This window comes from Streptomyces sp. NPDC014734 (assembly GCF_043083325.1).
In the GTDB taxonomy this organism is placed as follows: Bacteria; Actinomycetota; Actinomycetes; order Streptomycetales; family Streptomycetaceae; genus Streptomyces.
The window spans coordinates 65,831-86,242 of record NZ_JBIBYN010000024.1 but is presented as its reverse complement, the minus strand read 5'-3'; the positions used below and the strand labels follow the sequence as shown (position 1 = coordinate 86,242).

The following is a 20,412-nucleotide window of genomic DNA, read 5'->3' as shown; positions in this document are numbered from 1 at the left end:
TGACGCCGAGTACGCCTCCCCTGCGGCCGTATGCATCGTCATGACCGCAGGGGAGGCATCCGGGTTTCGTGAATCAGCGCACGAACTTCACGCTTGCACCCTCAACGTTCCCCGCCCCCTTGGGCTGTAGGGTGATGGAAGTCCCCGTGCAGTTGCGACCCTTGAAGATGATGGCGTCTCGGTTGGTCTTGTTCGCCGTCGGACCATTGATGTCAGCGTTGTAGCAGGTGTCGTCGTTCGGGTTGATGAGGATCTCCTGCACACCGTCAGGCGTGGTGTATTCGAACATTCCGGTGGCGGCGTTGGCGGATGCGGGCAGCAGTGCCAGCAGGACGCTGCTGGTGAGAACACCGAGAACAGCAGGAATACGACGGCCCATGACTTCTCCTTGAGTCTGGCGGATTACATTCCTCCGCTTGCCCAAAGCTAAAGGCGTGCCGTCACTCAAGACAGGGCGCACATGTGGTGCACGAAGCACAATGACCATCAAAATGCCAAGAAACACCACTATGTTGCGCTTCACGCCCCTGATCCCGGCGCGAGGGCAGGCGGAACGGCACCATCACGCACGGGCGTCGGAAGGAGCCGGTCTCCCCCGCCGCAGGCTGCCGACGCTCGTCACCGGCGCTGCCGGAAGGCTTGCGATGCCGCAGACGGCGCCGCTGTTCGCTGATCCGCCAATCCGTCCGCCGCAGATCGGCGGTGCACGTGCGACCACTGGAACCGAACTGGTGCTGGACCCCATCGACGCGAGAACGGCACGTCGGCCGGTGGCGACGCTGCGATTTCGAAACATGCGATTCCGTGCCGTATGGCTCCGGGATGTGCCGTCAGGGCTCGGACGGGGCGGAGAAGCCCGGTGACGGCGAACCGCCCCCGGCGGACCGGGCTCCGCGTTCGGGACCCGCCCCGCGTTCCGTGTCCGCGTCGCCCTCGTCGTCGTCGCCTCCGGTGGCGGCGCTCTCCGGGGCGGGAGCCGCCCCCGCTCCCCCGTCCTCCTCCTCTTCCTCGTCCTCGTTCTCGTTCTCGTCCGGCGCCGCCTGGACGCCCACGCCCTGCGAGGACGACACGTTCTGGTCGATCGCGCCCCCACCGCCGTCGTGGTCACTGCCCGCCGTGCCCTTGCTCAGGGGCGCCAGCACGTTGGCCGTCCGGTCCACTTCGAGCCAGGAATCGGCGTTGGAGTTGTCAATGGTGATCAGTGAAGGGCCATGATGCGTCTCCATACCGCCGTCCGGGGCGTCGGCCCGGGCGGCACCGGCCGCCAACTGGCCCTGGCAGAGCGCTCCGAGGACGACCGCCAGGGCCGCGCCGGTCGTCGTCCGAACTCTTCTCGGGGTGAATCCCACAGTCCGTCTCCTCATACGTCTTCGGTGATGGTTCGGGTACGCCGGGGCGCCCGCGGCACGGCACGAATCGCCGGACCGCGCGCCTCGGCCCCGGCGTACCCGACGAGCGGAAGCGGCGTCCTCAGACCGGCATGGGCGCGCGGCCGCCGTGGTGCCTGCTGATGTTCCGCTCCAGCAGTTCCGTCGAGCGCCGCACCCCGATCCCCTCGGTGGGGTGGAACTCGGGGAGCCGTCCGTCGGTCTGCTTGAGCTCCGTCATCGCGGAGTCGACGGCGGCATGGGCGGCGAAGAGGCAGGGGGTGCTGTAGATGGCCACCTGGCACTCCAGCTCGGTAAGTTCGGAGAGCGAGAGCCGGGGCGACTTGCCGCCCGCGATCTGGTTGAACAGCAGCGGTTTGTCGCCGATCACCTTGCGGACGCGCCTGATCCACTCGACGCTGCGCACCCCGTCGACCAGGATGACATCGGCGTCCGTCCCGGCCAACGCCTCGGCGCGGCGCAGGATCTCGTCCTCCTCCGTGGCATCCGTGCGGGCGACGACCACCAGGTCCTGCCGGCTCTCCAGTACGAGGTTGAGCTTCTCCAGGTACTCGTCGAGCGGCAGCACCTGCTTGCCGTCCGCGTGACCACACCTGCGGGGGCGCCTCTGGTCCTCCAGGATGACGCCGGAGGCGCCGATCCGCTCCAGTCGCTGCACCACGTGGCAGGCCACCTCGGGGTCCACGTAACCGTCGTCGATGTCGACGAGCAGGTGGTGCGAGGGAAAGGCGAGACGCAGCCGCTCCACGAACGCCACCATGTCCGGCCAGGCGATGAAACCGATGTCGGGCAGCCCGTAGTGGGAGGCGGCGAAGCCGAAGCCGGAGACGAAGAACCCGTTGTAGTGCCGGGCCACGACGGACGCCGAGTACATGTCGTAGATACCGATGAGCGGCGTCGTCCCGGCAGTCCGGACTTCTTCCCTCAGCACACTTCCGTAACGCACGGTGGCTCCTTGCCAGTTGTCGTTGCACCGCGAACCGATGCCCGGCGCGTCGTCGACGCGCCGTCGCGGCCCGGGGCTCGGTGATTCCGTTGGATGAGACAGGTGAGACAGGTCTGGGGAGATCTCGTCCCGGGCGAGGCGAACTTCCATGACAGGGGCCGGAGCCACCGGAACGCGGGGACGAACCGGTGGCTCACGGTTGTCGGGGGTCAGCGAGTCCGCTGACGCGGTTGGGTGCGGGAACGCGACGCCCGTCCCTCCCCGGCGGGGGAGACGGCGGCACTCGGGCCGCACGGGACGCGAGATCTGCCCTCTTCGCGAAGACGCGTATACCTATACAGACATGACCGTCCCTTTACCCACGGACACGCCGCGTTTTGCCTCGTGTACGACACATCGCGGGTACGCGAGGAGCACGGTTGACCACGTCACGGGAATCGGAACGTGGTCTGTCGGATCATCCGAAACGCCGGCCCACGGGCTCGCCGGCCGACGGGCGGCGGGTGGCGGGCGGCGGGCAGGGGCGATCGGGGCGGCGCCCCCGCGGGTGCCGAACGCCCACCGGCGGACACCGATCGTCCGCGGCGGCCGGGAAGGCGTTCCGGACGGCTTTCCATTCGTGCCGCGAGCACTTGGGGCACCGGACCGGTTCGCCCCGGCCCTCTCCACTGCCCCGTCGGCCTCTCCGGCCCGGGCTCGTGGGCGTGCCCGTCCGGCGGCCGTCGGCTGCGGTGGGCGCTCCCGGATCCGGGCGTCCGTCCGCCCCCGGCGAGGTACGCGCCGGCTTCGTGACGTCCCGGCCGGGACGCCGTTCGACGGCACCTCCGCCATCGAACAGTGGGCAATGTCCAGGTCTACCGGTCCCCAAGAGATCCCGGTCCGGCCGACGATCCCGCCGGTCCGGAGGTCCGGCCCGTCCCCGGCGAGCGGCCCCGGCAAGCAGCCCCGGCGCGGGGGATCCCGTACCTCGCGTCCGGCTCCGTGACCGCCGCGGCCGGGAGCACGGGGCCCTGCCGTATCAGGGCTTGCGGTCCGGCAACGGCTCGGGCAGCCCGTCGTACCACCCCTCGACGGCCAGCCAGAAACCGGCCAGCGCCACGACGACGAGCACGGCGCGGCCCGCATACCCGGTCGCGGACGGCCGCACGCCCCACCGCCGGGGCAGCCACCACGCCAGCAGCGCGACCACCGCGCCGGCGAGAACGGTGAGCGGGAGCTCCGCGTACAACACGCTCCAGTCCGCCCCCGGCCGGGATCCGGCGCGCGCCCGGAGTTCGGCGTCCGCGGCCCATCCCAGCAACCCCAGGAACCCCCCGACCAGGGCCGTCCCACTGCTGCCCAGTGCCTCCACACGTTCCCTCATGATCACTGGAGACGCCGTCCGCCCACCGGAGGTTCCCGGAAGAACGTCCGATTCTTCGCCTCGGGACACGAAGGATGCGGAGCGGCGGAACCCGGACATCCACGCCGCGCCGAACCCGATCGCTTCCGGTACAACACCTCGGTCTCCGCCGCGCCGAACCCGCTCACTTCCGGTACAACGCCTCGATCTCCGCCGCGAAGTCCCGGGCGATGGCGTCCCGCTTCAGTTTGAGCGAGGGCGTCAGGTGGCCGCCCTCCTCCGTGAAGTCCACCGGCAGCACGGTGAATTCGCGAATGGACTCGGCCCGCGAGACGAGTTGGTTGGCCTCGTCGACCGCGCGGCGCAGAATCGTGCGCAGTTCGTCGTCGTTCACCAGCTCGCGGATCGGCACGTTCTGCCTCTTCGTCATCTGCCGCCAGTGGGCGAGCCCGTCCGGTTCCAGGGTGATCAGGGCGGTGATGAACGGCCGGTTGTCGCCGACCACCATGCACTGGCTGATCAACGGGTGGGCGCGCAGCCAGTCCTCCAGGGGGGCCGGGGTGACGTTCTTGCCGCCGGAGGTGATGATGATGTCCTTCTTGCGGCCGGTGATGGTGAGGTAGCCGTCCGCGTCCAGGGAGCCGAGGTCACCGGTGGCGAACCAGCCGCCCCCGTCCACGGGTACCGGCTCGCCGCGCTCGCCGTCCCAGTAGCCCTGGAAGACCTGGCCGCCGCCGAGCAGCACTTCGCCGTCGTCCGCGATCCGTACGGTGGTGCCGGGCAGCGGCCATCCGACGGTGCCGAGGCGGGGTTTGAGCGGTGGGGTGACGGTGGCGGCGGCGGTGGTCTCGGTGAGCCCGTAGCCCTCGAAGATCTCGATGCCGGCGCCCGCGTAGAACGAGGCGAGGCGGCGACCGAGCGGGGATCCGCCACAGATCACGTACCGGACGTGTCCGCCGAGGGCGGCCCGGATCCGGCGGTAGACCAGGGGGTCGTAGAGGGCGCGGGCCGTCTTCAGGAGGGGCCCGGGTCCGGGGCCGGTGCCGTGCTCGGCGGCCTCGACGGCCTGCCCGTACCGCTGGGCGATGCGGGCCGCACGGTCGAAGGAGGAGACGCGGCCCATCTTCTCGGCCGTGGCCCGGCCGGTGTTGTGGACCTTCTCCAGCACGTAGGGGATGGCCAGCAGGAACGACGGCCGGAAACCGGCAAGGTCGGCGAGCAGGTCGTCGGTCCTGAGGGACGGGGCGTGCCCGAGGCGGACCCGGGCGCGCAGACAGCCGATCGCGACCATGCGTCCGAAGACGTGGGAGAGCGGCAGGAAGAGGAGGGTGGACGCCGGGTACGCGCTGACGGATGTGAAGACCGGGTGGAGGAGTTCGATCGCGTTGTCGACCTCGGCGAAGAAGTTTCCGTGGGTCAGGACGCAGCCCTTGGGACGGCCTGTGGTGCCGGAGGTGTAGACGAGGGTCGCGGGGGACTCCGGTTCCAGCGTGGCGCGACGGGCGGTGATCAGCTCGTCGGGGACGTCCCGGCCCAGCGTCTTCAGCCGGCCGAGCGCGCCGGTGTCGAACTGCCACAGGTGGACGAGTCCGGCCAGGTTCTTGCGCTCCTGACTGACCAGTCGGCCCTGCTCCACGCTCTCGACGGCGCAGGCGGCGGCGCCGGAGTCCTGGAGGATCCAGCGGGTCTGGAGGGCGGAGGAGGTCGGGTAGACGGGGACGGTGACGAGTCCGGCGGCCCAGGCCGCGAAGTCGAGCAGCGTCCACTCGTAGGTGGTGCGGGCCATGATCGCGATCCGGTCGCCCGCGACGAGGCCCTCGGCGACGAGCCCCTTGGCGACCGCGAGGACCTCGTCGGTGAACTCGGCCGCCGTCACGTCCTGCCACCGCCCGTCCGGCTGCTTGCGGCTGAGGACGGCGTCGGCGGGCGCCTCGCGGGCGTTGTCGAAGGGGATGTCGGCGAGCGAGCCGCGCCGGACGGACGGGGCGAAGGCCGGTACCGACGCCTGCCGGACGGTGCCGTCCGCGTCCCGGGTGAGGGTCGGCTCGACGAGAACGGGTGCGGAGGAAGAGGAAGAGGGGGTGGCGGGTGGCGTGGACACGTGCGGCTCCTCAACATGGGGTCGGGCGGTACGCGCCGTGGGCTCGCGCGGTCTCACCGCGGAACGGGCGGTCCCACCGCGGATCGGGCGGTCGTGCCGCGGAACGGGCGGTCCCACCATGGATCGGGCGGTCGTGCCGGGTCCGTCAGGCGCGACCGGTCCGTCGGGCATGTCACGGATGTCAGGGGCGTCCCGGACATCAAGGGCGCCGGAGGTGTCGGGGGCATCCCGGGCGTCAGGGGCGTCCCGGGCATCAGGGGCGTTCGAGGATGGCGGTGACGCCCTGGCCGCCCGCCGCGCAGATCGAGATCAGTCCGCGTCCCGGGGCGCCGCGCTCGGCGAGGAGTTCGGCAAGAGTGGCGACGATCCTGGCACCGGTCGCGGCGAACGGGTGTCCGGTGGCGAGTGACGATCCCGTGACGTTGAGCCGGTCCCGGTCCACCGGCGCCAGTCCCTGCTTCTCCCAGGCCGCGAGGGTGGCCAGCACCTGGGAGGCGAACGCCTCGTGGATCTCGACGAGGTCGAAGTCGTCCATCGTGAGCCCGGCCCGTTCCAGCAGGCGGGGCACGGCGTACGCGGGGGCCATCAGCAGGCCGTCCTCACCGTTCACGTGGTCGACGGCGGCCGTCTCGTGGAGCGAGAGGTAGGCGAGCGGTTCCAGGCCGTGGGCGCGGGCCCAGTCGTCGCTCGCCAGCAGCACGGTCGCGGCGCCGTCGGTGAGCGGGGTGGAGTTGCCCGCGGTCATCGTCGCGTCGGGACGACCGGTGCCGAACACCGGTTTCAGCGTGGCGAGTTTCTCCGCCGTGGAGCCGGGCCGCAGGTTCTGGTCGCGGCTCAGGCCCTGGAACGGGACGACGAGGTCGTCCAGGAAGCCGCGCTCGTACGCGGCGGCGAGGCGGCGGTGGCTGGTGGCGGCGAGGAGGTCCTGCTCCTCGCGGCCGATGCCCCAGCGGCGGGCGGTGACCGCCGCGTGCTCGCCCATCGACAGGCCGGTGCGGGGTTCGGCGTTGCGCGGCATGTCCGGGACGAGGTGCCGGGGCCGCACCCCGGCGAGCGTCTTGATCCGGGCCCCCGTCGTACGGGCGCGGCGGGCGGCGAGCAGCAGGGTGCGCAATTCGTCGTTGACGCCGAGCGGCGCGTCGCTGGTGGTGTCGGTGCCGCCCGCGATCGCCGAGTCGATTCCGCCGAGCATGATCCGGTCGGCGGCGGTGAGGACGGCTTGGAGCCCGGTGCCGCACGCCTGCTGGATGTCGTACGCGGGGGTGCGCGGGTCGAGCGCCGAGCCGAGCACGGTCTCCCGGGCCAGGTTGAAGTCACGGCTGTGCTTGAGGACCGCACCCGCGGCGAACGCGCCGACCCGCTGCCCGCGCAGCCCGAACCGCTCGACCAGGCCGTCCAGCGCTGCGGTGAGCATCCGCTGATTGGAAACCCGGACGTACGGGCCGTCGGAGCGGGCGAACGGGATGCGGCTGCCGCCGATGACCGCGACCCTGCGGGGCTGCGGGAGTGCGAGGGGGATCATCTCGACCAGCTCCTGACTCTTGAGTAACCTTACTCTGGAGTAAATCTACGACCGAGCAGGGAGTCTGGACAATGGCCGACCACTATCTGCGTCTCACCGGCACCGCACCCGGCCGTTTTCTGACCCGGCGGCTCGGGCTGCCGCAACCGGCCCGGCTGCGCCGCCTCACGCCCGGGACGCCCTCGCTCGACGGCCCGTTGCTGCACCTCACCGCCGGGGAGTCGGCCCTCGGGGACACCCTGGGCCCGGTCCTCGCGGCGACCGGCCTGAAAACAACCAAGAAAGCAACCGGCCCGGAGGCGACCGGCCGCGCCGACCGGCCGGCCGGGATCGTCGTGGACGCGAGCGGCGTCACCACCGCCGCCGGGCTCCGCGACGTGCACGCTCTACTGCACCCCGTCGTGCGCTCCCTGGCGCCCTGCGGCCGGATCGTCGTCCTCGGTACGCCGCCCTCGGCCGACGACCACCACCAGGCCGCCGCCCAGCAGGCGCTCGAAGGGTTCGTGCGCTCCCTCGGCAAGGAGATCGGCCGGGGGGCCACCGCGCAGTTGCTGCGCATCGTCCCGGGGTCCGCCGTCCCGGCGGAGTCGACGTTGCGCTTCCTGCTGTCCCCCCGGTCCGCGTACGTCAGCGGCCAGGTCGTCGAACTCTCCGACGCCGCCCCCGACCCGGTCGCCGACTGGACGGCCCCGCTCGCCGGACGCACCGCACTCGTCACCGGGGCGGCCCGCGGCATCGGCGCCTCGGTCGCCGCCGTCCTGGCGCGGGACGGAGCCCGGGTGATCTGCCTGGACGTCCCGCAGGCCGAGGACGACCTGAACCGCACGGCGGACGGACTCGGCGCCACCGCCCTTCCGCTGGACATCACCGCGCCCGACGCGGCGGAACGGATCACGGAGGCCGTACCCGACGGCCTGGACGTCCTCGTCCACAACGCGGGCATCACCCGTGACCGGCGGCTCGCCAACATGCCGGCCGAACGCTGGGCCCAAGTTGTCGAGGTCAATCTCGACAGCGTCCTGCGCACCACGGACGCGCTCCTGGAGTCCGGCACCGTCAACCGCGGCGGCCGGATCGTCGCCACCGCGTCCATCGCCGGAATCGCGGGCAACGACGGCCAGACCAACTACGCGGCCAGCAAGGCGGGCGTCATCGGCCTGGTCCGGTCACTGGCGCCGCGCGCCGCCGCCGACCACGGCGTCACCGTCAACGCGGTCGCCCCCGGTTTCATCGAGACGAAGATGACCGCCGCCGTCCCCCTCTTCATCCGGGAGGCGGGCCGCCGGATGAACTCCCTGTCCCAGGGCGGGCTCCCGGTCGACGTCGCCGAGACCATCGCCTGGTTCGCCCAGCCCGCCTCGACGGCCGTCAACGGCCAGGTCGTACGGGTCTGCGGCCAGAGCCTGCTGGGGGCCTGAGCCATGACCGCCCCGAACGCCTTCCCACGAACGGCCCGAACGGCTCTCCTCCGGAGGGCCGGGCGATGACCGGCGCGAACCTCTCCCTGTTGCGCGGCGCCGTCACCTCCCCGTTCAAACGAGCGGGCCGCCCCGGCGCCACGCTGCCCGCCGACCGGGCCGTCCTCCCGCCCGCCCCCGCAGCGCCGCGACGGCTCGCCGCGTACCGCGACCTCTGCGGCTTCACCGACCCGGACAGCCTGCCGCTCACCTACCCGCACGTGCTGGGCTTCCCCCTCGCCATGCGGCTGATGACCGCCCGGTCCTTCCCGCTGCCGGTCCTGGGACTGGTCCACACCTGGATCGAGATCACCCGCCACCGGACGCCCCGGCCCACCGACCCCCTCGAACTCACCGTGTACGCAGCCGAACTGACCCCGCACCGGCGCGGCACCGAGGTCACGATGGTGACCGAGGCGCGGCTCGCGGGCGAACCGGTCTGGGAATCACGCAGCGGCTATCTCTCCCGTCACGCGACCGGGACGCCGCCCGCCCGCCCCGCCCCGCCCGCCTCGCCCGGCCCGGACACTCCCGCTCCCCCGGACGCTCCCGCTCCTTCGGACACGTCGGCGCCGCCGGACACATGGATGCCGCCGTACACGTCGACGCCGCCGGAGGAACTGCCCACCGTCGCCGAGTGGCGGCTGCCCGCGGATCTGGGACGCCGTTACGGGGCCGCGTCGGGCGACCGGAACCCCATCCACCTGTACCCGTTCACGGCCCGCCTCTTCGGATTCCCCCGGCCCATCGCACACGGCATGTGGACCGTCGCCCGCTGCCTGGCCGAGGCACCGGAGCCGGACGCGATCCGGTGGGTACGGGCCGACTTCAAGTCCCCCGTGCCGTTGCCCGCCACCGTCACCCACGCCGCGGACCCCACGGGCTTCCAGCTCCGCGGCGTCGCCGGTCGCGTCCATCTCACCGGCACCGTCGTCAACGCCCCCGGCCCGCCGCCGAGCTGACCACGGCCGTCAACGCCCCCGGCCGGCCACCGCGCCGACCACCACCGTCAGCTCCCCCCGCCCGCGGCCGGGTCGGGCAGCTGCCACCGACGACCCTCCATGAGGTTCTCCAGCCCCGCCCAGGAGAAGTTCATCAGCGTGGCCGCGGCCTCGTTCGCCGAGACTCCCGGAGTCTCGTTCGCCCACCCGGCGAGCGACTCCGCGGCCCCCACGAGCGCCTGCGCCAGCCCGGCCACATCCCGGTCGGGGAGCGCCGGGTCACGATGGGCCTCCCGGGCCGCGGCGCCGATCAGGCCCGTCACGAACGCGACGATCTCGTCCCGCATCGCCGTGACCTCGGCCGCGAACGGCTCCCCGTGCGTCCGGGCCTGGCGGTGCAGCACGGCCCAGCCGTCCGGGTGCTCCGCCGTGTGCGTGAAGAACGCGTGCAGTCCGGCCCACAGTTGCCGATCGGCCGGCAGCCCCGGCTCGGCCCCCGCCCGCACCGCCTCGACCAGGGCCTTCGCCTCGCGCCTGATGCACGCGGTGAACAACTCCTCCTTGGAGTGCAGATACAGGTAGACCAGCGGCTTGGAGACCCCGGCCAGCTCCGCGATCTCGTCCATCGACGCGGCCCGGTAGCCGCGCTGCCCGAAAGTCTGCACCGCGGCGTCCATCATCTGCCGCTCCCGCACGGCGCGCGGCATGCGCCTGCCCTTCACCGGACCCGCCGGACCGTCCTTCACCGGACCCGCCGGACCGTCCTTCACCGGACCCGCCGGAACGCCCTTCGCCGCGCCCGCCGGAATGTCCTTCGACGCGCTCACTCGGACTTCCTCCCGCCGACGCCGCCGTACCCCGGCAAGACTACGTCGCCGCCCTCCTCGACCTGCATCTGAAGGGACGGGCCCAGCCGCTCCTGGACGGCCCTTCCGCCGCCGGCCCCGAGGTCGTCTCCCCCAGCCCCCGACCACCCGCCGCCCACGTCCGCGGAACACCCCGGAGGACACGGCGGCGCCCCCGGACCGAGGAGGTCCGGGGGCGCCCCGGCGTACGGCACCTGCCGCGGCTACGCCGTGACGGGCACGCCCTGCGGCTCGGCGTCGCGGACGTCGACGTCGTCGACCGGGGAGGACGAGGCCGAGTTGTACGCCTCGTGGTCGAGGATCTTCTCGCGGGCCGCGACGATCACCGGGACGAGCGCCTGACCGGCGACGTTCGTGGCCGTCCTCATCATGTCCAGGATCGGGTCGATGGCCATGAGCAGACCGACGCCCTCCAGCGGGAGGCCCAGCGTCGACAGCGTCAGGGTCAGCATCACGGTCGCACCGGTGAGACCGGCGGTCGCCGCCGAGCCGATGACCGAGACGAACGCGATCAGGACGTAGTCACCGACGTTCAGCTGGACGTCGAAGATCTGCGCGATGAAGATCGCCGCGAGCGCCGGGTAGATCGCCGCGCAGCCGTCCATCTTGGTGGTCGCGCCGAACGGGACGGAGAAGGAGGCGTACTCCTTCGGGACGCCGAGGCGCTCGGTGACCTTCTGGGTGACCGGCATCGTGCCGACCGAGGAGCGGGAGACGAAGGCGAGCTGGATGGCCGGCCAGGCACCCTTGAAGAACTGCACCGGGCTGAGCTTGGCGACGGTGGCGAGCAACAGCGGGTACACACCGAACAGCACCAGGGCGCAGCCGATGTAGACGTCGGCGGTGAACGTCGCGTACTTGCCGATCAGGTCCCAGCCGTAGTCGGCGATGGCGTAGCCGATGAGGCCGATGGTGCCGATCGGGGCGAGGCGGATGACCCACCACAGGGCCTTCTGGAGGAGCTCCAGGACGGACTCGCTGAGGGTGAGGATGGGCTGGGCCCTCTCACCGAGCTTCAGGGCTGCGATGCCGGCGACGGCGGCCATGAAGACGATCTGGAGCACGTTCAGCTGGGTGAACGGGGAGATCACGTCGCTCGGGACGATGCCGGTGAGGAAGTCGAGCCAGGAACCGGCGTGCTGCGGCAGCTTGCCGTCCTTCGGCGTGAGGCCGGTTCCGGAGCCCGGGTTGGTGACCAGACCGATCACCAGGCCGATGGCGACCGCGATCAGCGAAGTGATCATGAACCAGAGCAGGGTGCGGGTGGCCAGCCGGGCGGCGTTGTTGACCTTGCGCAGGTTGGTGATCGACACCAGGATCGCGAAGAAGACGAGCGGTGCGACGGCCAGCTTCAGAAGCTGGATGAAGATGTGGCCGATCTTGTCGAGGGTGGTGTACAGCCAGTTGACGTCGTAGCTGCGGGCGAGCCAGCCGAGGACGACGCCGAGGACGAGACCGGCGACTATCTGGGCCCAGAACGGGACCTTGGGTATGCGGAAGCCGGAACCGGAGCCGGACGGGCTGTCGGTCGCGGCGGCGGACGCGGGGTTCGCGGACACGGACACACTCCAGATGTGACGCATCGGGGCGCACGGAGACACTGCGCGAGGGGACGTGGTACGGGGACGGGGGGTGCGGCGCCCGCGTCGGGGGCGGCGCCGCCGCATGGTGCCGGTGAGAACGCTGTTGTTCAGACGTCGCGGCAACAGGCCGCGGGCATGGCGTCGCGGCAACAGACCGCGGACATGCAGCGGCAGAGATCGACATGCAGGCGCTCCACGAGCGGGACGCTCGCGGCGTGGTGGGGGCGCACTGCAGACTTCATGGCGAATACGTTAACACTTGAACTTTGAGGTTCTCAAAGGACTTCTTTGAGCACGCGCGACGGACCCGTGCGCACACGTGCGACGGACACGACGGAACCCCGGTGCCGGAGCTGCTGCTCCGGCACCGGGGTTCCGTGGGAAGACGTGCCGAGGTGTGAGGAACCTTACGCGGCCCGGCGTCGGCAGCGTACGGCCCGCAGGGGGCTCACGCGGCCCTCATCCGGTCCGGTGGTTCACAGGGTGACGTGGTCCTCGCGGGTCCGGTGCTCCTCCAGGCGCTCCTTGGCCCGCTCGACCTTGGTCACGATCTGCTCGGACATCTCGTCGCGCTGCTTGCGCAGCAGCACGTAGCTGAGGGGTGCGGAGAGGACCAGGGCGAAGAGGACCACCCATACGACATTGGAACCGCGCGCGCCGGACGGAACGAGGCCGAAGTGGACGGCCACGGCTGCGACGACGAAGCAGCCGACGAAGATGCTGAGGCGCATCGCGGTGTACCGAATGGTCGCGCTCGGCCTGGCAGCGGACACAGTTGGCCCCTCTCTCGACGTATGACAGTCGTGCGATCCTGCCCGACCAGTGAAGCATGCCCCGGAATCCAGCACTTCGGAGGGCTGCGTCGAACGAGGGGGAACCCCGCCCAGCAGCGGCGTCCGGCCCGCGGAGGCGGGCCGTCGGCCGGACCCCGGCAGCCGGAGCCCGTCAGTCGGCCACCAGCGCCGGACCCCGGCGGCGCGGCGCGCCGTCAGCCGAGCGGCAGCAGCATGATGATGTCGTCGCGGTCGTCCCCGTCGGCGACCCGGATCGCGTCGGGCACCCGCCCGACCTCCTTGTATCCGCAGGCCGCGTAGAACCGGTCGGCGCCGGTGCCGCCGCGACAGGTGAGCCGGATCGCCTCGATTCCCTCGATCCCCCGGGCGGCCTCCGCCGCGGCGGCCATCAGCTCGCGGCCGTACCCCTTGCCCTGGTGGCGCGGGTGGACCATGACCGTGTAGAGCCAGAGCCAGTGCGTCATCAACCGGTGCCCGTTGAGGGTGAGGAAGGCCGTGGCGGCCACGGCACCGTCCTCGTCGCGGCCCACCAGCAGCCGGGTGTGACCCTCGGCCATGGCGACGAGGTGTTTGACGAGCTCCGGCCGGATGTCGTCGACGGTGACCGGAGGGACGAAGCCGACCGCGCCGTCCGCGTTGGAGACATCGGTCCAGAGTTCTGCGATGCCGTCGCGCAGCGTGCGGTCGAACATCGGGTCCAGCTCAAACGTAAGCGCCATGATGGCAGGTTAACCATTACAAGCTGGGGAGCGACAGAGGGTGGGCTCGTTACCGCCTCCCCGCCGCAAGCGCGTTCCGGCACGCGGAAGAGCCCCGACCCGGGCGAACACGGGATCGGGGCTCCTGAGGCCGGAACCGCGCGCTCGCGCCGGAACGGGGCCGCGCGGCGGACGCGGCGCTCAGACGCGCATCGGCTGCGGCGACTCGCGCCGCCCGGCGTCCGGGCCGGGGTACTCGCGGATGATCTCGTACCGGGTGTTGCGCTCGACGGGCCGGAAGCCCGCGTCGCGGATCAGGTCGAGCAGGTCCTCGCGGCCGAGCTTGTTCGGCGTGCCGTAGTTGTCCGCGTCGTGCGTGATCTTGTACTCGACGACCGAGCCGTCCATGTCGTCGGCGCCGTGCTGGAGCGCGAGCTGGGCGGTCTGCACGCCGTGCATCACCCAGAAGACCTTGACGTGCGGGACGTTGTCGAACAGCAGCCGCGAGACCGCGAAGGTCTTCAGCGCCTCGGCCCCGGTCGCCATCGTGGTGCGCGCCTGGAGCTTGTTGCGGATCTTGCCGTCCTTCATGTCCACGAAGTCGTGCTGGTAGCGCAGCGGGATGAAGACCTGGAAGCCGCCGGTCTCGTCCTGGAGCTCGCGCAGCCGCAGCACGTGGTCGACGCGGTGCCGGGGCTCCTCGATGTGCCCGTAGAGCATCGTCGCCGGGGTCTTGAGCCCCTTCTCGTGCGCCAGGCGGTGGATGCGCGACCAGTCCTCCCAGTGGGTGGCGTGGTCCACGATGTGCTGCCGGACCTCCCAGTCGAAGATCTCGGCGCCACCCCCGGTCAGCGACTCGAGACCGGCCTCGATCAGCTCGTCGAGGATCTCGGAGGCGGAGAGGCCGGAGATGGTCTCGAAGTGGTGGATCTCGGTGGCGGTGAACGCCTTGAGGGAGACCTGCGGCAGGGCTTCCTTCAGCGCGCTGAGCGAGCGCGGGTAGTAGCGCCACGGCAGCGTGGGGTGCAGTCCGTTGACGATGTGCAGCTCGGTGAGGTTCTCGCCCTCCATCGCCTTCGCGAGGCGGACGGCCTCCTCGATGCGCATCGTGTACGCGTCCTTCTCGCCCGGCTTGCGCTGGAACGAGCAGTACGCGCACGAGGCGGTGCACACGTTGGTCATGTTGAGGTGCCGGTTGACGTTGAAGTGGACCACGTCACCGTTCTTGCGGGTGCGCACCTCGTGGGCGAGGCCGCCGAGCCAGGCCAGGTCGTCCGACTCGTAGAGGGCGATGCCGTCCTCGCGGGTCAGTCGCTCCCCCGCGCGGACCTTCTCCTCCAGTTCGCGCTTGAGCCCGACGTCCATGCGGCTGCCTCCCAGGTGTTGACGCACTGTGCCTCGCCCCGGCGCCTACCGGGCGAAACCCCCGGCCGGCCGGGGGTTCCACCACGGTACGCCTACACCTCCTCGGGGAGTTCCCCGACCCGGTTCTCCCACTTGGTGGAGAGCACGATCGTGGTACGGGTGCGCGAGACGCCCTTCGTTCCGCTGAGCCGGCGGATGGTCCGCTCCAGCCCGTCCACGTCGCCGACCCGCACCTTGAGCATGTACGAGTCGTCGCCCGCGATGAACCAGGCGTCCTCGATCTCCGCGAGGTCCTTCAGCCGACGCGCCACGTCCTCGTGGTCGGCGGCGTCGGAGAGCGAGATACCGATCAGGGCCGTGACCCCGAGCCCCAGGGCCGCGGCGTTGACGGTGGCGCGGTACCCGGTGATGACACCGGCGGATTCCAGCCGGTTGATGCGGTCGGTGACGCTCGGTCCGGAGAGTCCCACCAGCCGCCCCAGCTCGGCGTACGAGGCCCTGCCGTTCTCCCTGAGGGCCTGGATGAGCTGCCTGTCCACCGCGTCCATATGACTGAAACCTTCCATTGTTCAGCAGTATCGCGAGTTTACGTGTAGAATCTAAGGCATGCAGGCTTCATCGCCTGCAAAACTTCTCGAACATCCAAAAAACGCTTTCGAATCTTCAGGAGTGAGAACACCGTGTACTCGATCGAGATGGCCTACGCCCGTATGCGCGAGCTGCAGGACCTGGCCAACCGCTCGCGTGCCCACCAGCCGGCCGCCGCTCGCCGGGTCGACCGGACCCGCACCGCGCGCGCCCCGAAGAAGCGCTGACCGCGCAAACGCCGGCCGGCGCGGAAGCGCCGGCCACCACCGCGTCAGTCCGAGGAACCGCGAGAGCCGCCACCGAGCTCGCCTTCCCACCGGCGGTACAGCTCGTGCGGCACTCCCGCCGCGTCGAGCACCCGTCCCGCGACGAAGTCCACCAGATCCTGGATGTGCGTCGCCCCCGCGTAGAAGCCCGGAGAGGCGGGCAGCACCACGGCGCCCGCCTCGTCCAGGCTCACCAGATGTTTCAGCGTCTGTCCGTTCAGCGGCGTCTCCCGCACCGCGACGACCAGTTTCCGCCGCTCCTTGAGCGTCACGCTCGCGGTCCGCTGGAGCAGATCCTTCGAGAGCCCGAGCGCCACTCCGGCCACGCACGCCGTCGAGGCCGGGACGATCAGCATCCCCTTCGCCGGGTACGAGCCCGAGGACGGTCCCGCGCCGAGGTCACCGGCAGCCCAGTACCGTACGCCGGACAGGTCCGCCTCGAAGGTGTGGGGCTTCCCGTCCGCCCCGCGCGCCAGCCAGGCCCGCAGGTCCTCCTGCCAGTGCCCGTCGCGAAACGCGATCCCGGTCTCGTCCAGCAGGGTCAGCCGCGACGCCCGGCTCACCACCAGGTCCACGCTCTCCCCCGCGGCCAGCAGTCCGCGCAGCACCGCGGCGGCGAATGGGGTGCCCGAGGCGCCGGAAACCCCGACAATCCAAGGTTGCCGCCGCTGTTGAGTCACTGAGTTCCCGGATTCCACGCACCCGAGCCTATCCGGCCGCACGGCTCCGGAACCGAGCAAGGGGCACCGGACGTTCTGACCGATGAGAGCCGGACGGTCCCGACGGAGGACGGCCGGGAACGACGGACGACACGGAACGCGGGGGACCACCATGACCACATGGTCGAACGGCGGGACCACGCCGGGCCGTACGAAGGCGTCCGCATGGGGTCCGGCGGGCCGTGCCGGGGCCGCGGCCAAGCTGATGCTGGGCTGGGTGGCGCTCCTCTGGGTGCTCGAAATCGTCGACGCGGCGACGGGCAACGCGCTGGACACCTACGGCATCGAGCCGCGCCGGGCCGATGAGCTGCTGGACATCGTGCCCGCGTCCTTCATCCACTTCGGCTTCGGCCACGTCGCGTCCAACAGCGTGCCCCTGCTGGTCTTCGGCTTCCTCGCCGCGCTGGGCGGCATACGCCGTTTCCTGGCAGTCGCCGCGCTGATCATCGTGGTGGACGGCCTGGGCGTCTGGCTGGTCTCCCCGGACCACTCCAACACCGCGGGTGCCTCCGGACTGGTCTTCGGCCTCTTCGGCTACCTGCTGGTCCGCGGATTCGTCGACCGCAGACCGCTCGACATCGGCATCGGCCTGGTGATCGGCGCGATATGGGGCTCGTCGATCCTGTTCGGCATATCCCCCGCCAACACCTCGGTCAGCTGGCAGGGCCACCTGTTCGGACTGCTCGCGGGGGTGGTCGCGGCCTTCGTCTTCCGTCGCCGCACCGGCCGCGCCGTCGGGGGCACGGCGTCGCACACCCCGTTCCTGTCCTGAGAGCCTGTCGAAGATCACCCGACAGGCTCCGAGGGGCGCGCCTACACCGTCAGGCCGCGCACCACCAGGTCCAGCAGCGCGCACACGAACAGCGCTATCCCGATGAAGCCGTTGACCGAGAAGAACGCCCGGTTCAGCCGGGACAGGTCGTGCGGGCGCACCACCCGGTGCTCGTACACGAAGGCGACGGCGACGATCACCATGCCGACCCAGTAGAGGAGCCCCGCCCGCGTGGCCAGCCCGAACCAGACGAGCAGCCCGGTCGTCACCACGTGGCAGACCCGCGCACCCCACAGCGCGGCCGGGACGCCGAACCGGGCCGGCACCGACAGCACCCCGTGCGCGCGGTCCGCCTGCACGTCCTGGCAGGCGAAGATCAGGTCGAAGCCGCCGATCCAGATCCCGACGGCGAGACCGAGGATCACCGCCTCCCACGACCAGCTCCCGGTCACCGCCAGCCAGGCGCCGATCGGCCCCATGGCCTGGGCGATGCCGAGGATCGCGTGCGGGTAGTGCGTGAACCGCTTCCCGTACGGATAGACCACCATCGGCACGACGGCGACCGGCGCGAGCGCCAGGCAGAGCGGGTTCAGCAGCGCCGCCGCCCCGAGGAAGACGACGACGGCGACGATCGCCCCGGTCCACGCCGACTTCACCGACACCGCGCCGGTGACCAGTTCCCGGCCCGCGGTGCGCGGGTTGCGGGCGTCGATCTCCCGGTCGATGATCCGGTTGCAGGCCATCGCGAAGGTCCGCAGCCCCACCATCGCGACGGTGACGAGCAGCAGCGTGACCCAGTGCACGGACGCGTCGTCCCGGAACATCGCGGTCAGGGCGGCGATGTAGGCGAAGGGCAGCGCGAAGACCGAGTGCTCGATCATCACGAGCCTCAGGAACGCCTTGACCTTGCTGTTCGGCCGTACCGGCCCCGAACCCAGTGCTGCTTCGGCGGCGCTCACAGTCCGTATTCCTTCCACCGGCGGTCGACCTTCGCCGCCGTCTCGGGGTCCGACTCGACCATCTCCGGCCAGCCCCCGTCCCGGGTGTAACCCTCCTCGGGCCACTTCCGTGTCGCGTCGATGCCCGCCTTGCCGCCCCAGAACTGCTGGTAGGAGGCGTGGTCGAGATGGTCGACCGGCCCCTCCGCGACCGTCAGGTCGCGTGCGTAGTCCGTGTTGCCGAGCGCCCGCCACGCCACCTCGTGCAGGTCGTGGACGTCGCAGTCGGAGTCCACCACCACGATCAGCTTGGTCAGCGACATCATGTGCGCGCCCCAGATGGCGCTCATCACCTTCTGGGCGTGCTTCGGGTACTTCTTGTCGATCGAGACGATCGCGCAGTTGTGGAAACCGCCCGCCTCCGGCAGGTGGTAGTCCACGATGTCCGGCACGATGATCTTGAGGAGCGGCAGGAAGAACCGCTCGGTGGCCCGCCCCAGCGGCCCGTCCTCGGTCGGCGGGCGACCCACCACGATCGACTGGAGCAGCGGGCGCCGGCGCATGGTCACGCAGTCGATGGTCAGCGCGGGGAACGGTTCCTGCGGGGTGTAGAAGCCGGTGTGGTCGCCGAACGGCCCCTCGGGGAGCATCTTCCCGGGCTCCAGCCACCCCTCGATGACGACCTCGGCCTGCGCCGGTACCTGGAGCGGCACGGTCTTGCAGTCGACCATCTCGATCCGCCTGCCCTGGATGAACCCGGCGAACAGGTACTCGTCGATGTCCCCCGGCAGCGGCGCGGTGGAGGCGTACGTCACCGCGGGCGGCGCGCCGAACGCGATGGCGACCGGCAGCCGCTCGCCGCGCCGGGCGGCGACCTGGTAGTGGTTGCGGCTGTCCTTGTGGATCTGCCAGTGCATGCCGATGGTGCGCCGGTCGTGGCGCTGGAGCCGGTAGAGGCCGAGGTTGCGGACCCCGGTCTCCGGGTGCTTGGTGTGGGTGAGCCCCAGGTTGAAGAACGAGCCGCCGTCCCCGGGCCAGGTGAACAGCGCGGGCAGTCGGTCGAGGTCCACGTCGTCGCCGGTCAGGACGACCTCCTGGACCGGGGCGCTGTCCGACTTCACCTTCTTCGGCGGCACGTGCACCATCGAGCCGAGCTTCCCGAAGGCCTCCCGCACCCCGACGAAGCCGTGCGGCAGCTCCGGCCTGAGCAGGCCGCCGATCTTGTCGCCGATGTCGGCGTACGACTTCAGGCCGAGTGCCTTGAGCAGTCGGCGGTCGGTCCCGAAGACGTTCATGGCCAGGGGCATCGAGGAGCCCTTGACGTTCTCGAAGAGCAGGGCCGGACCGCCCGCCTTGTTCACCCGGTCGACGATCTCGCCGATCTCCAGGTAGGGGTCGACCTCAGCCTTGATCCGCTTGAGGTCGCCCTCGCGCTCCAGGGCCCGCAGGAGGGAACGAAGATCGTCGTAAGCCATGCCGTCCAGTCTGTCATCACCGGCTTCGATCACCCGGGGTGGCCCACCCCGCACCGCTCACCGCCTGTTCCCGCCCGCTCGCCGTGGGCTGTCATCGCCACCGGCTACCCTGGGCCCAACACCGGGGCGGACAAGCCCCGCCAACTCTCCCCAGGGGGACTTTTCCATCATGTTCCGGGCCTTGATCTATCTCGTGCCTCTGGCGCTGACGATCTACGCGTTCATCGACTGCCTGAACACCCCCGAGGACGAGGCCAAGCACCTCCCGAAGATCGCCTGGGTCTTCATCATCCTGCTGTTCTGGATCGTGGGCCCGATCGTCTGGCTGGCCGCGGGCAAGACGCGCACGGCGCCCGACGGGAGCCGGAGCCCGTCCGAATGGAACCGCAACCACCGCTCGCAGTGGGTGGCCCCGGACGACAATCCGGAGTTCCTGAACACCCTGCGCGAGGAGAACAAGAAGGACGAGTCGCTCCTCAAGGACTGGGAGGCGGACCTGCGCCGCCGCGAGGAGGAGCTCAAGCGCCGCGAGCGCGAGTCCGGACCCGAGGGATCGACGCCTCCCGCGTCCTGACCGCGGCAGGCCGCCCCGGCCACCCGCACCCCCCCCCCACCACCACACGGCCACCGCATGTCGTCCGACACGCGGTG

21 protein-coding genes are annotated in these 20,412 nt (G+C 70.9%); 5 read left to right on the top strand and 16 right to left on the bottom strand.

Annotation, left to right across the window (positions count from 1 at the left end; all coding sequences use genetic code 11):
* Positions 1 to 73: 73 nt before the first annotated feature.
* The 6 genes from ACF1CT_RS30410 to ACF1CT_RS30385 all read right to left on the bottom strand — a co-directional run bounded on the left by ACF1CT_RS30410 (position 74) and on the right by ACF1CT_RS30385 (position 7,299).
* Positions 74 to 523 carry a hypothetical protein gene (locus ACF1CT_RS30410; protein WP_391787190.1) on the bottom strand — a complete coding sequence of 150 codons (450 nt, stop codon included), beginning with the start codon at positions 521 to 523 and terminating at the stop codon, positions 74 to 76.
* A 307-nt stretch (positions 524 to 830) separates the two neighbouring features.
* Positions 831 to 1,349, bottom strand: coding sequence for a hypothetical protein (locus tag ACF1CT_RS30405; RefSeq protein WP_391787189.1), 519 nt, complete (start codon positions 1,347 to 1,349; stop codon positions 831 to 833).
* Between the two features lie 121 nt (positions 1,350 to 1,470).
* Positions 1,471 to 2,334 carry an oxaloacetate decarboxylase gene (locus tag ACF1CT_RS30400; RefSeq protein WP_391787188.1) on the bottom strand — a complete coding sequence of 288 codons (864 nt, stop codon included), beginning with the start codon at positions 2,332 to 2,334 and terminating at the stop codon, positions 1,471 to 1,473.
* A 1,018-nt stretch (positions 2,335 to 3,352) separates the two neighbouring features.
* Entirely contained in the window at positions 3,353 to 3,697 is a 345-nt protein-coding gene (locus tag ACF1CT_RS30395) for a hypothetical protein (protein ID WP_391787187.1), read from the bottom strand.
* A gap of 163 nt (positions 3,698 to 3,860) precedes the next feature.
* Positions 3,861 to 5,777: an AMP-dependent synthetase/ligase gene (locus tag ACF1CT_RS30390; RefSeq protein ID WP_391787186.1), complete on the bottom strand. Its 1,917-nt coding sequence runs from the start codon at positions 5,775 to 5,777 to the stop codon at positions 3,861 to 3,863.
* Positions 5,778 to 6,030: 253 nt separating this feature from the next.
* Positions 6,031 to 7,299: an acetyl-CoA C-acetyltransferase gene (locus ACF1CT_RS30385; protein ID WP_391787185.1), complete on the bottom strand. Its 1,269-nt coding sequence runs from the start codon at positions 7,297 to 7,299 to the stop codon at positions 6,031 to 6,033.
* Between the two features lie 71 nt (positions 7,300 to 7,370).
* On the opposite strand from ACF1CT_RS30385, the gene ACF1CT_RS30380 reads away from it, so the two are divergent.
* Both ACF1CT_RS30380 and ACF1CT_RS30375 read left to right on the top strand, forming a co-directional pair.
* Positions 7,371 to 8,717 carry a 3-oxoacyl-ACP reductase gene (locus tag ACF1CT_RS30380; RefSeq protein ID WP_391787184.1) on the top strand — a complete coding sequence of 449 codons (1,347 nt, stop codon included), beginning with the start codon at positions 7,371 to 7,373 and terminating at the stop codon, positions 8,715 to 8,717.
* 65 nt (positions 8,718 to 8,782) lie between these two features.
* Positions 8,783 to 9,718 carry a MaoC family dehydratase gene (locus tag ACF1CT_RS30375; RefSeq protein ID WP_391787183.1) on the top strand — a complete coding sequence of 312 codons (936 nt, stop codon included), beginning with the start codon at positions 8,783 to 8,785 and terminating at the stop codon, positions 9,716 to 9,718.
* Positions 9,719 to 9,765: 47 nt separating this feature from the next.
* On the opposite strand, the gene ACF1CT_RS30370 is transcribed toward ACF1CT_RS30375, so the two are convergent.
* The 7 genes from ACF1CT_RS30370 to ACF1CT_RS30340 form a co-directional block, all read right to left on the bottom strand.
* Positions 9,766 to 10,404, bottom strand: coding sequence for a TetR/AcrR family transcriptional regulator (locus ACF1CT_RS30370; protein ID WP_391787241.1), 639 nt, complete (start codon positions 10,402 to 10,404; stop codon positions 9,766 to 9,768).
* A 362-nt stretch (positions 10,405 to 10,766) separates the two neighbouring features.
* Complete coding sequence (locus ACF1CT_RS30365; RefSeq protein ID WP_391787182.1) at positions 10,767 to 12,122, bottom strand: dicarboxylate/amino acid:cation symporter; 1,356 nt, start codon at positions 12,120 to 12,122, stop codon at positions 10,767 to 10,769.
* Positions 12,123 to 12,253: 131 nt separating this feature from the next.
* A complete protein-coding gene (locus tag ACF1CT_RS30360; protein WP_391787181.1) occupies positions 12,254 to 12,388 on the bottom strand; it encodes a hypothetical protein in 135 nt (44 codons plus the stop codon).
* Positions 12,389 to 12,622: 234 nt separating this feature from the next.
* On the bottom strand, positions 12,623 to 12,877 hold the full coding sequence (locus ACF1CT_RS30355; RefSeq protein WP_391787180.1) for a DUF4229 domain-containing protein: 255 nt from the start codon (positions 12,875 to 12,877) through the stop codon (positions 12,623 to 12,625).
* A 257-nt stretch (positions 12,878 to 13,134) separates the two neighbouring features.
* Positions 13,135 to 13,659, bottom strand: a complete 525-nt coding sequence (locus ACF1CT_RS30350; RefSeq protein ID WP_391787179.1) for a GNAT family N-acetyltransferase — start codon at positions 13,657 to 13,659, stop codon at positions 13,135 to 13,137.
* A gap of 180 nt (positions 13,660 to 13,839) precedes the next feature.
* On the bottom strand, positions 13,840 to 15,003 hold the full coding sequence (gene mqnE, locus ACF1CT_RS30345; RefSeq protein ID WP_383775814.1) for an aminofutalosine synthase MqnE: 1,164 nt from the start codon (positions 15,001 to 15,003) through the stop codon (positions 13,840 to 13,842).
* Positions 15,004 to 15,095: 92 nt separating this feature from the next.
* Positions 15,096 to 15,551: an Lrp/AsnC family transcriptional regulator gene (locus tag ACF1CT_RS30340; protein ID WP_391787178.1), complete on the bottom strand. Its 456-nt coding sequence runs from the start codon at positions 15,549 to 15,551 to the stop codon at positions 15,096 to 15,098.
* 132 nt (positions 15,552 to 15,683) lie between these two features.
* On the opposite strand from ACF1CT_RS30340, the gene ACF1CT_RS30335 reads away from it, so the two are divergent.
* Entirely contained in the window at positions 15,684 to 15,818 is a 135-nt protein-coding gene (locus tag ACF1CT_RS30335) for a hypothetical protein (RefSeq protein WP_376238793.1), read from the top strand.
* A 44-nt stretch (positions 15,819 to 15,862) separates the two neighbouring features.
* Here ACF1CT_RS30335 and ACF1CT_RS30330 read toward each other — a convergent pair whose 3' ends face one another.
* Positions 15,863 to 16,537, bottom strand: coding sequence for a UbiX family flavin prenyltransferase (locus ACF1CT_RS30330; protein ID WP_391787240.1), 675 nt, complete (start codon positions 16,535 to 16,537; stop codon positions 15,863 to 15,865).
* A 151-nt stretch (positions 16,538 to 16,688) separates the two neighbouring features.
* On the opposite strand from ACF1CT_RS30330, the gene ACF1CT_RS30325 reads away from it, so the two are divergent.
* Positions 16,689 to 17,348, top strand: a complete 660-nt coding sequence (locus ACF1CT_RS30325) for a rhomboid family intramembrane serine protease (protein WP_391787177.1) — start codon at positions 16,689 to 16,691, stop codon at positions 17,346 to 17,348.
* A 41-nt stretch (positions 17,349 to 17,389) separates the two neighbouring features.
* Here the strand turns inward: ACF1CT_RS30325 and mqnP are convergent, their stop codons facing one another.
* Positions 17,390 to 18,307, bottom strand: a complete 918-nt coding sequence (mqnP, locus tag ACF1CT_RS30320; protein WP_391787176.1) for a menaquinone biosynthesis prenyltransferase MqnP — start codon at positions 18,305 to 18,307, stop codon at positions 17,390 to 17,392.
* Positions 18,304 to 19,761, bottom strand: coding sequence for a menaquinone biosynthesis decarboxylase (locus ACF1CT_RS30315; protein ID WP_391787175.1), 1,458 nt, complete (start codon positions 19,759 to 19,761; stop codon positions 18,304 to 18,306). The genes mqnP and ACF1CT_RS30315 overlap by 4 nt, the downstream gene beginning before the upstream one ends.
* 169 nt (positions 19,762 to 19,930) lie before the next feature.
* On the opposite strand from ACF1CT_RS30315, the gene ACF1CT_RS30310 reads away from it, so the two are divergent.
* Positions 19,931 to 20,335 (top strand): PLD nuclease N-terminal domain-containing protein, encoded by a 405-nt coding sequence (locus ACF1CT_RS30310; RefSeq protein ID WP_391787174.1) that lies wholly within the window; start codon positions 19,931 to 19,933, stop codon positions 20,333 to 20,335.
* The last annotated feature ends 77 nt before the right edge of the window (positions 20,336 to 20,412 follow it).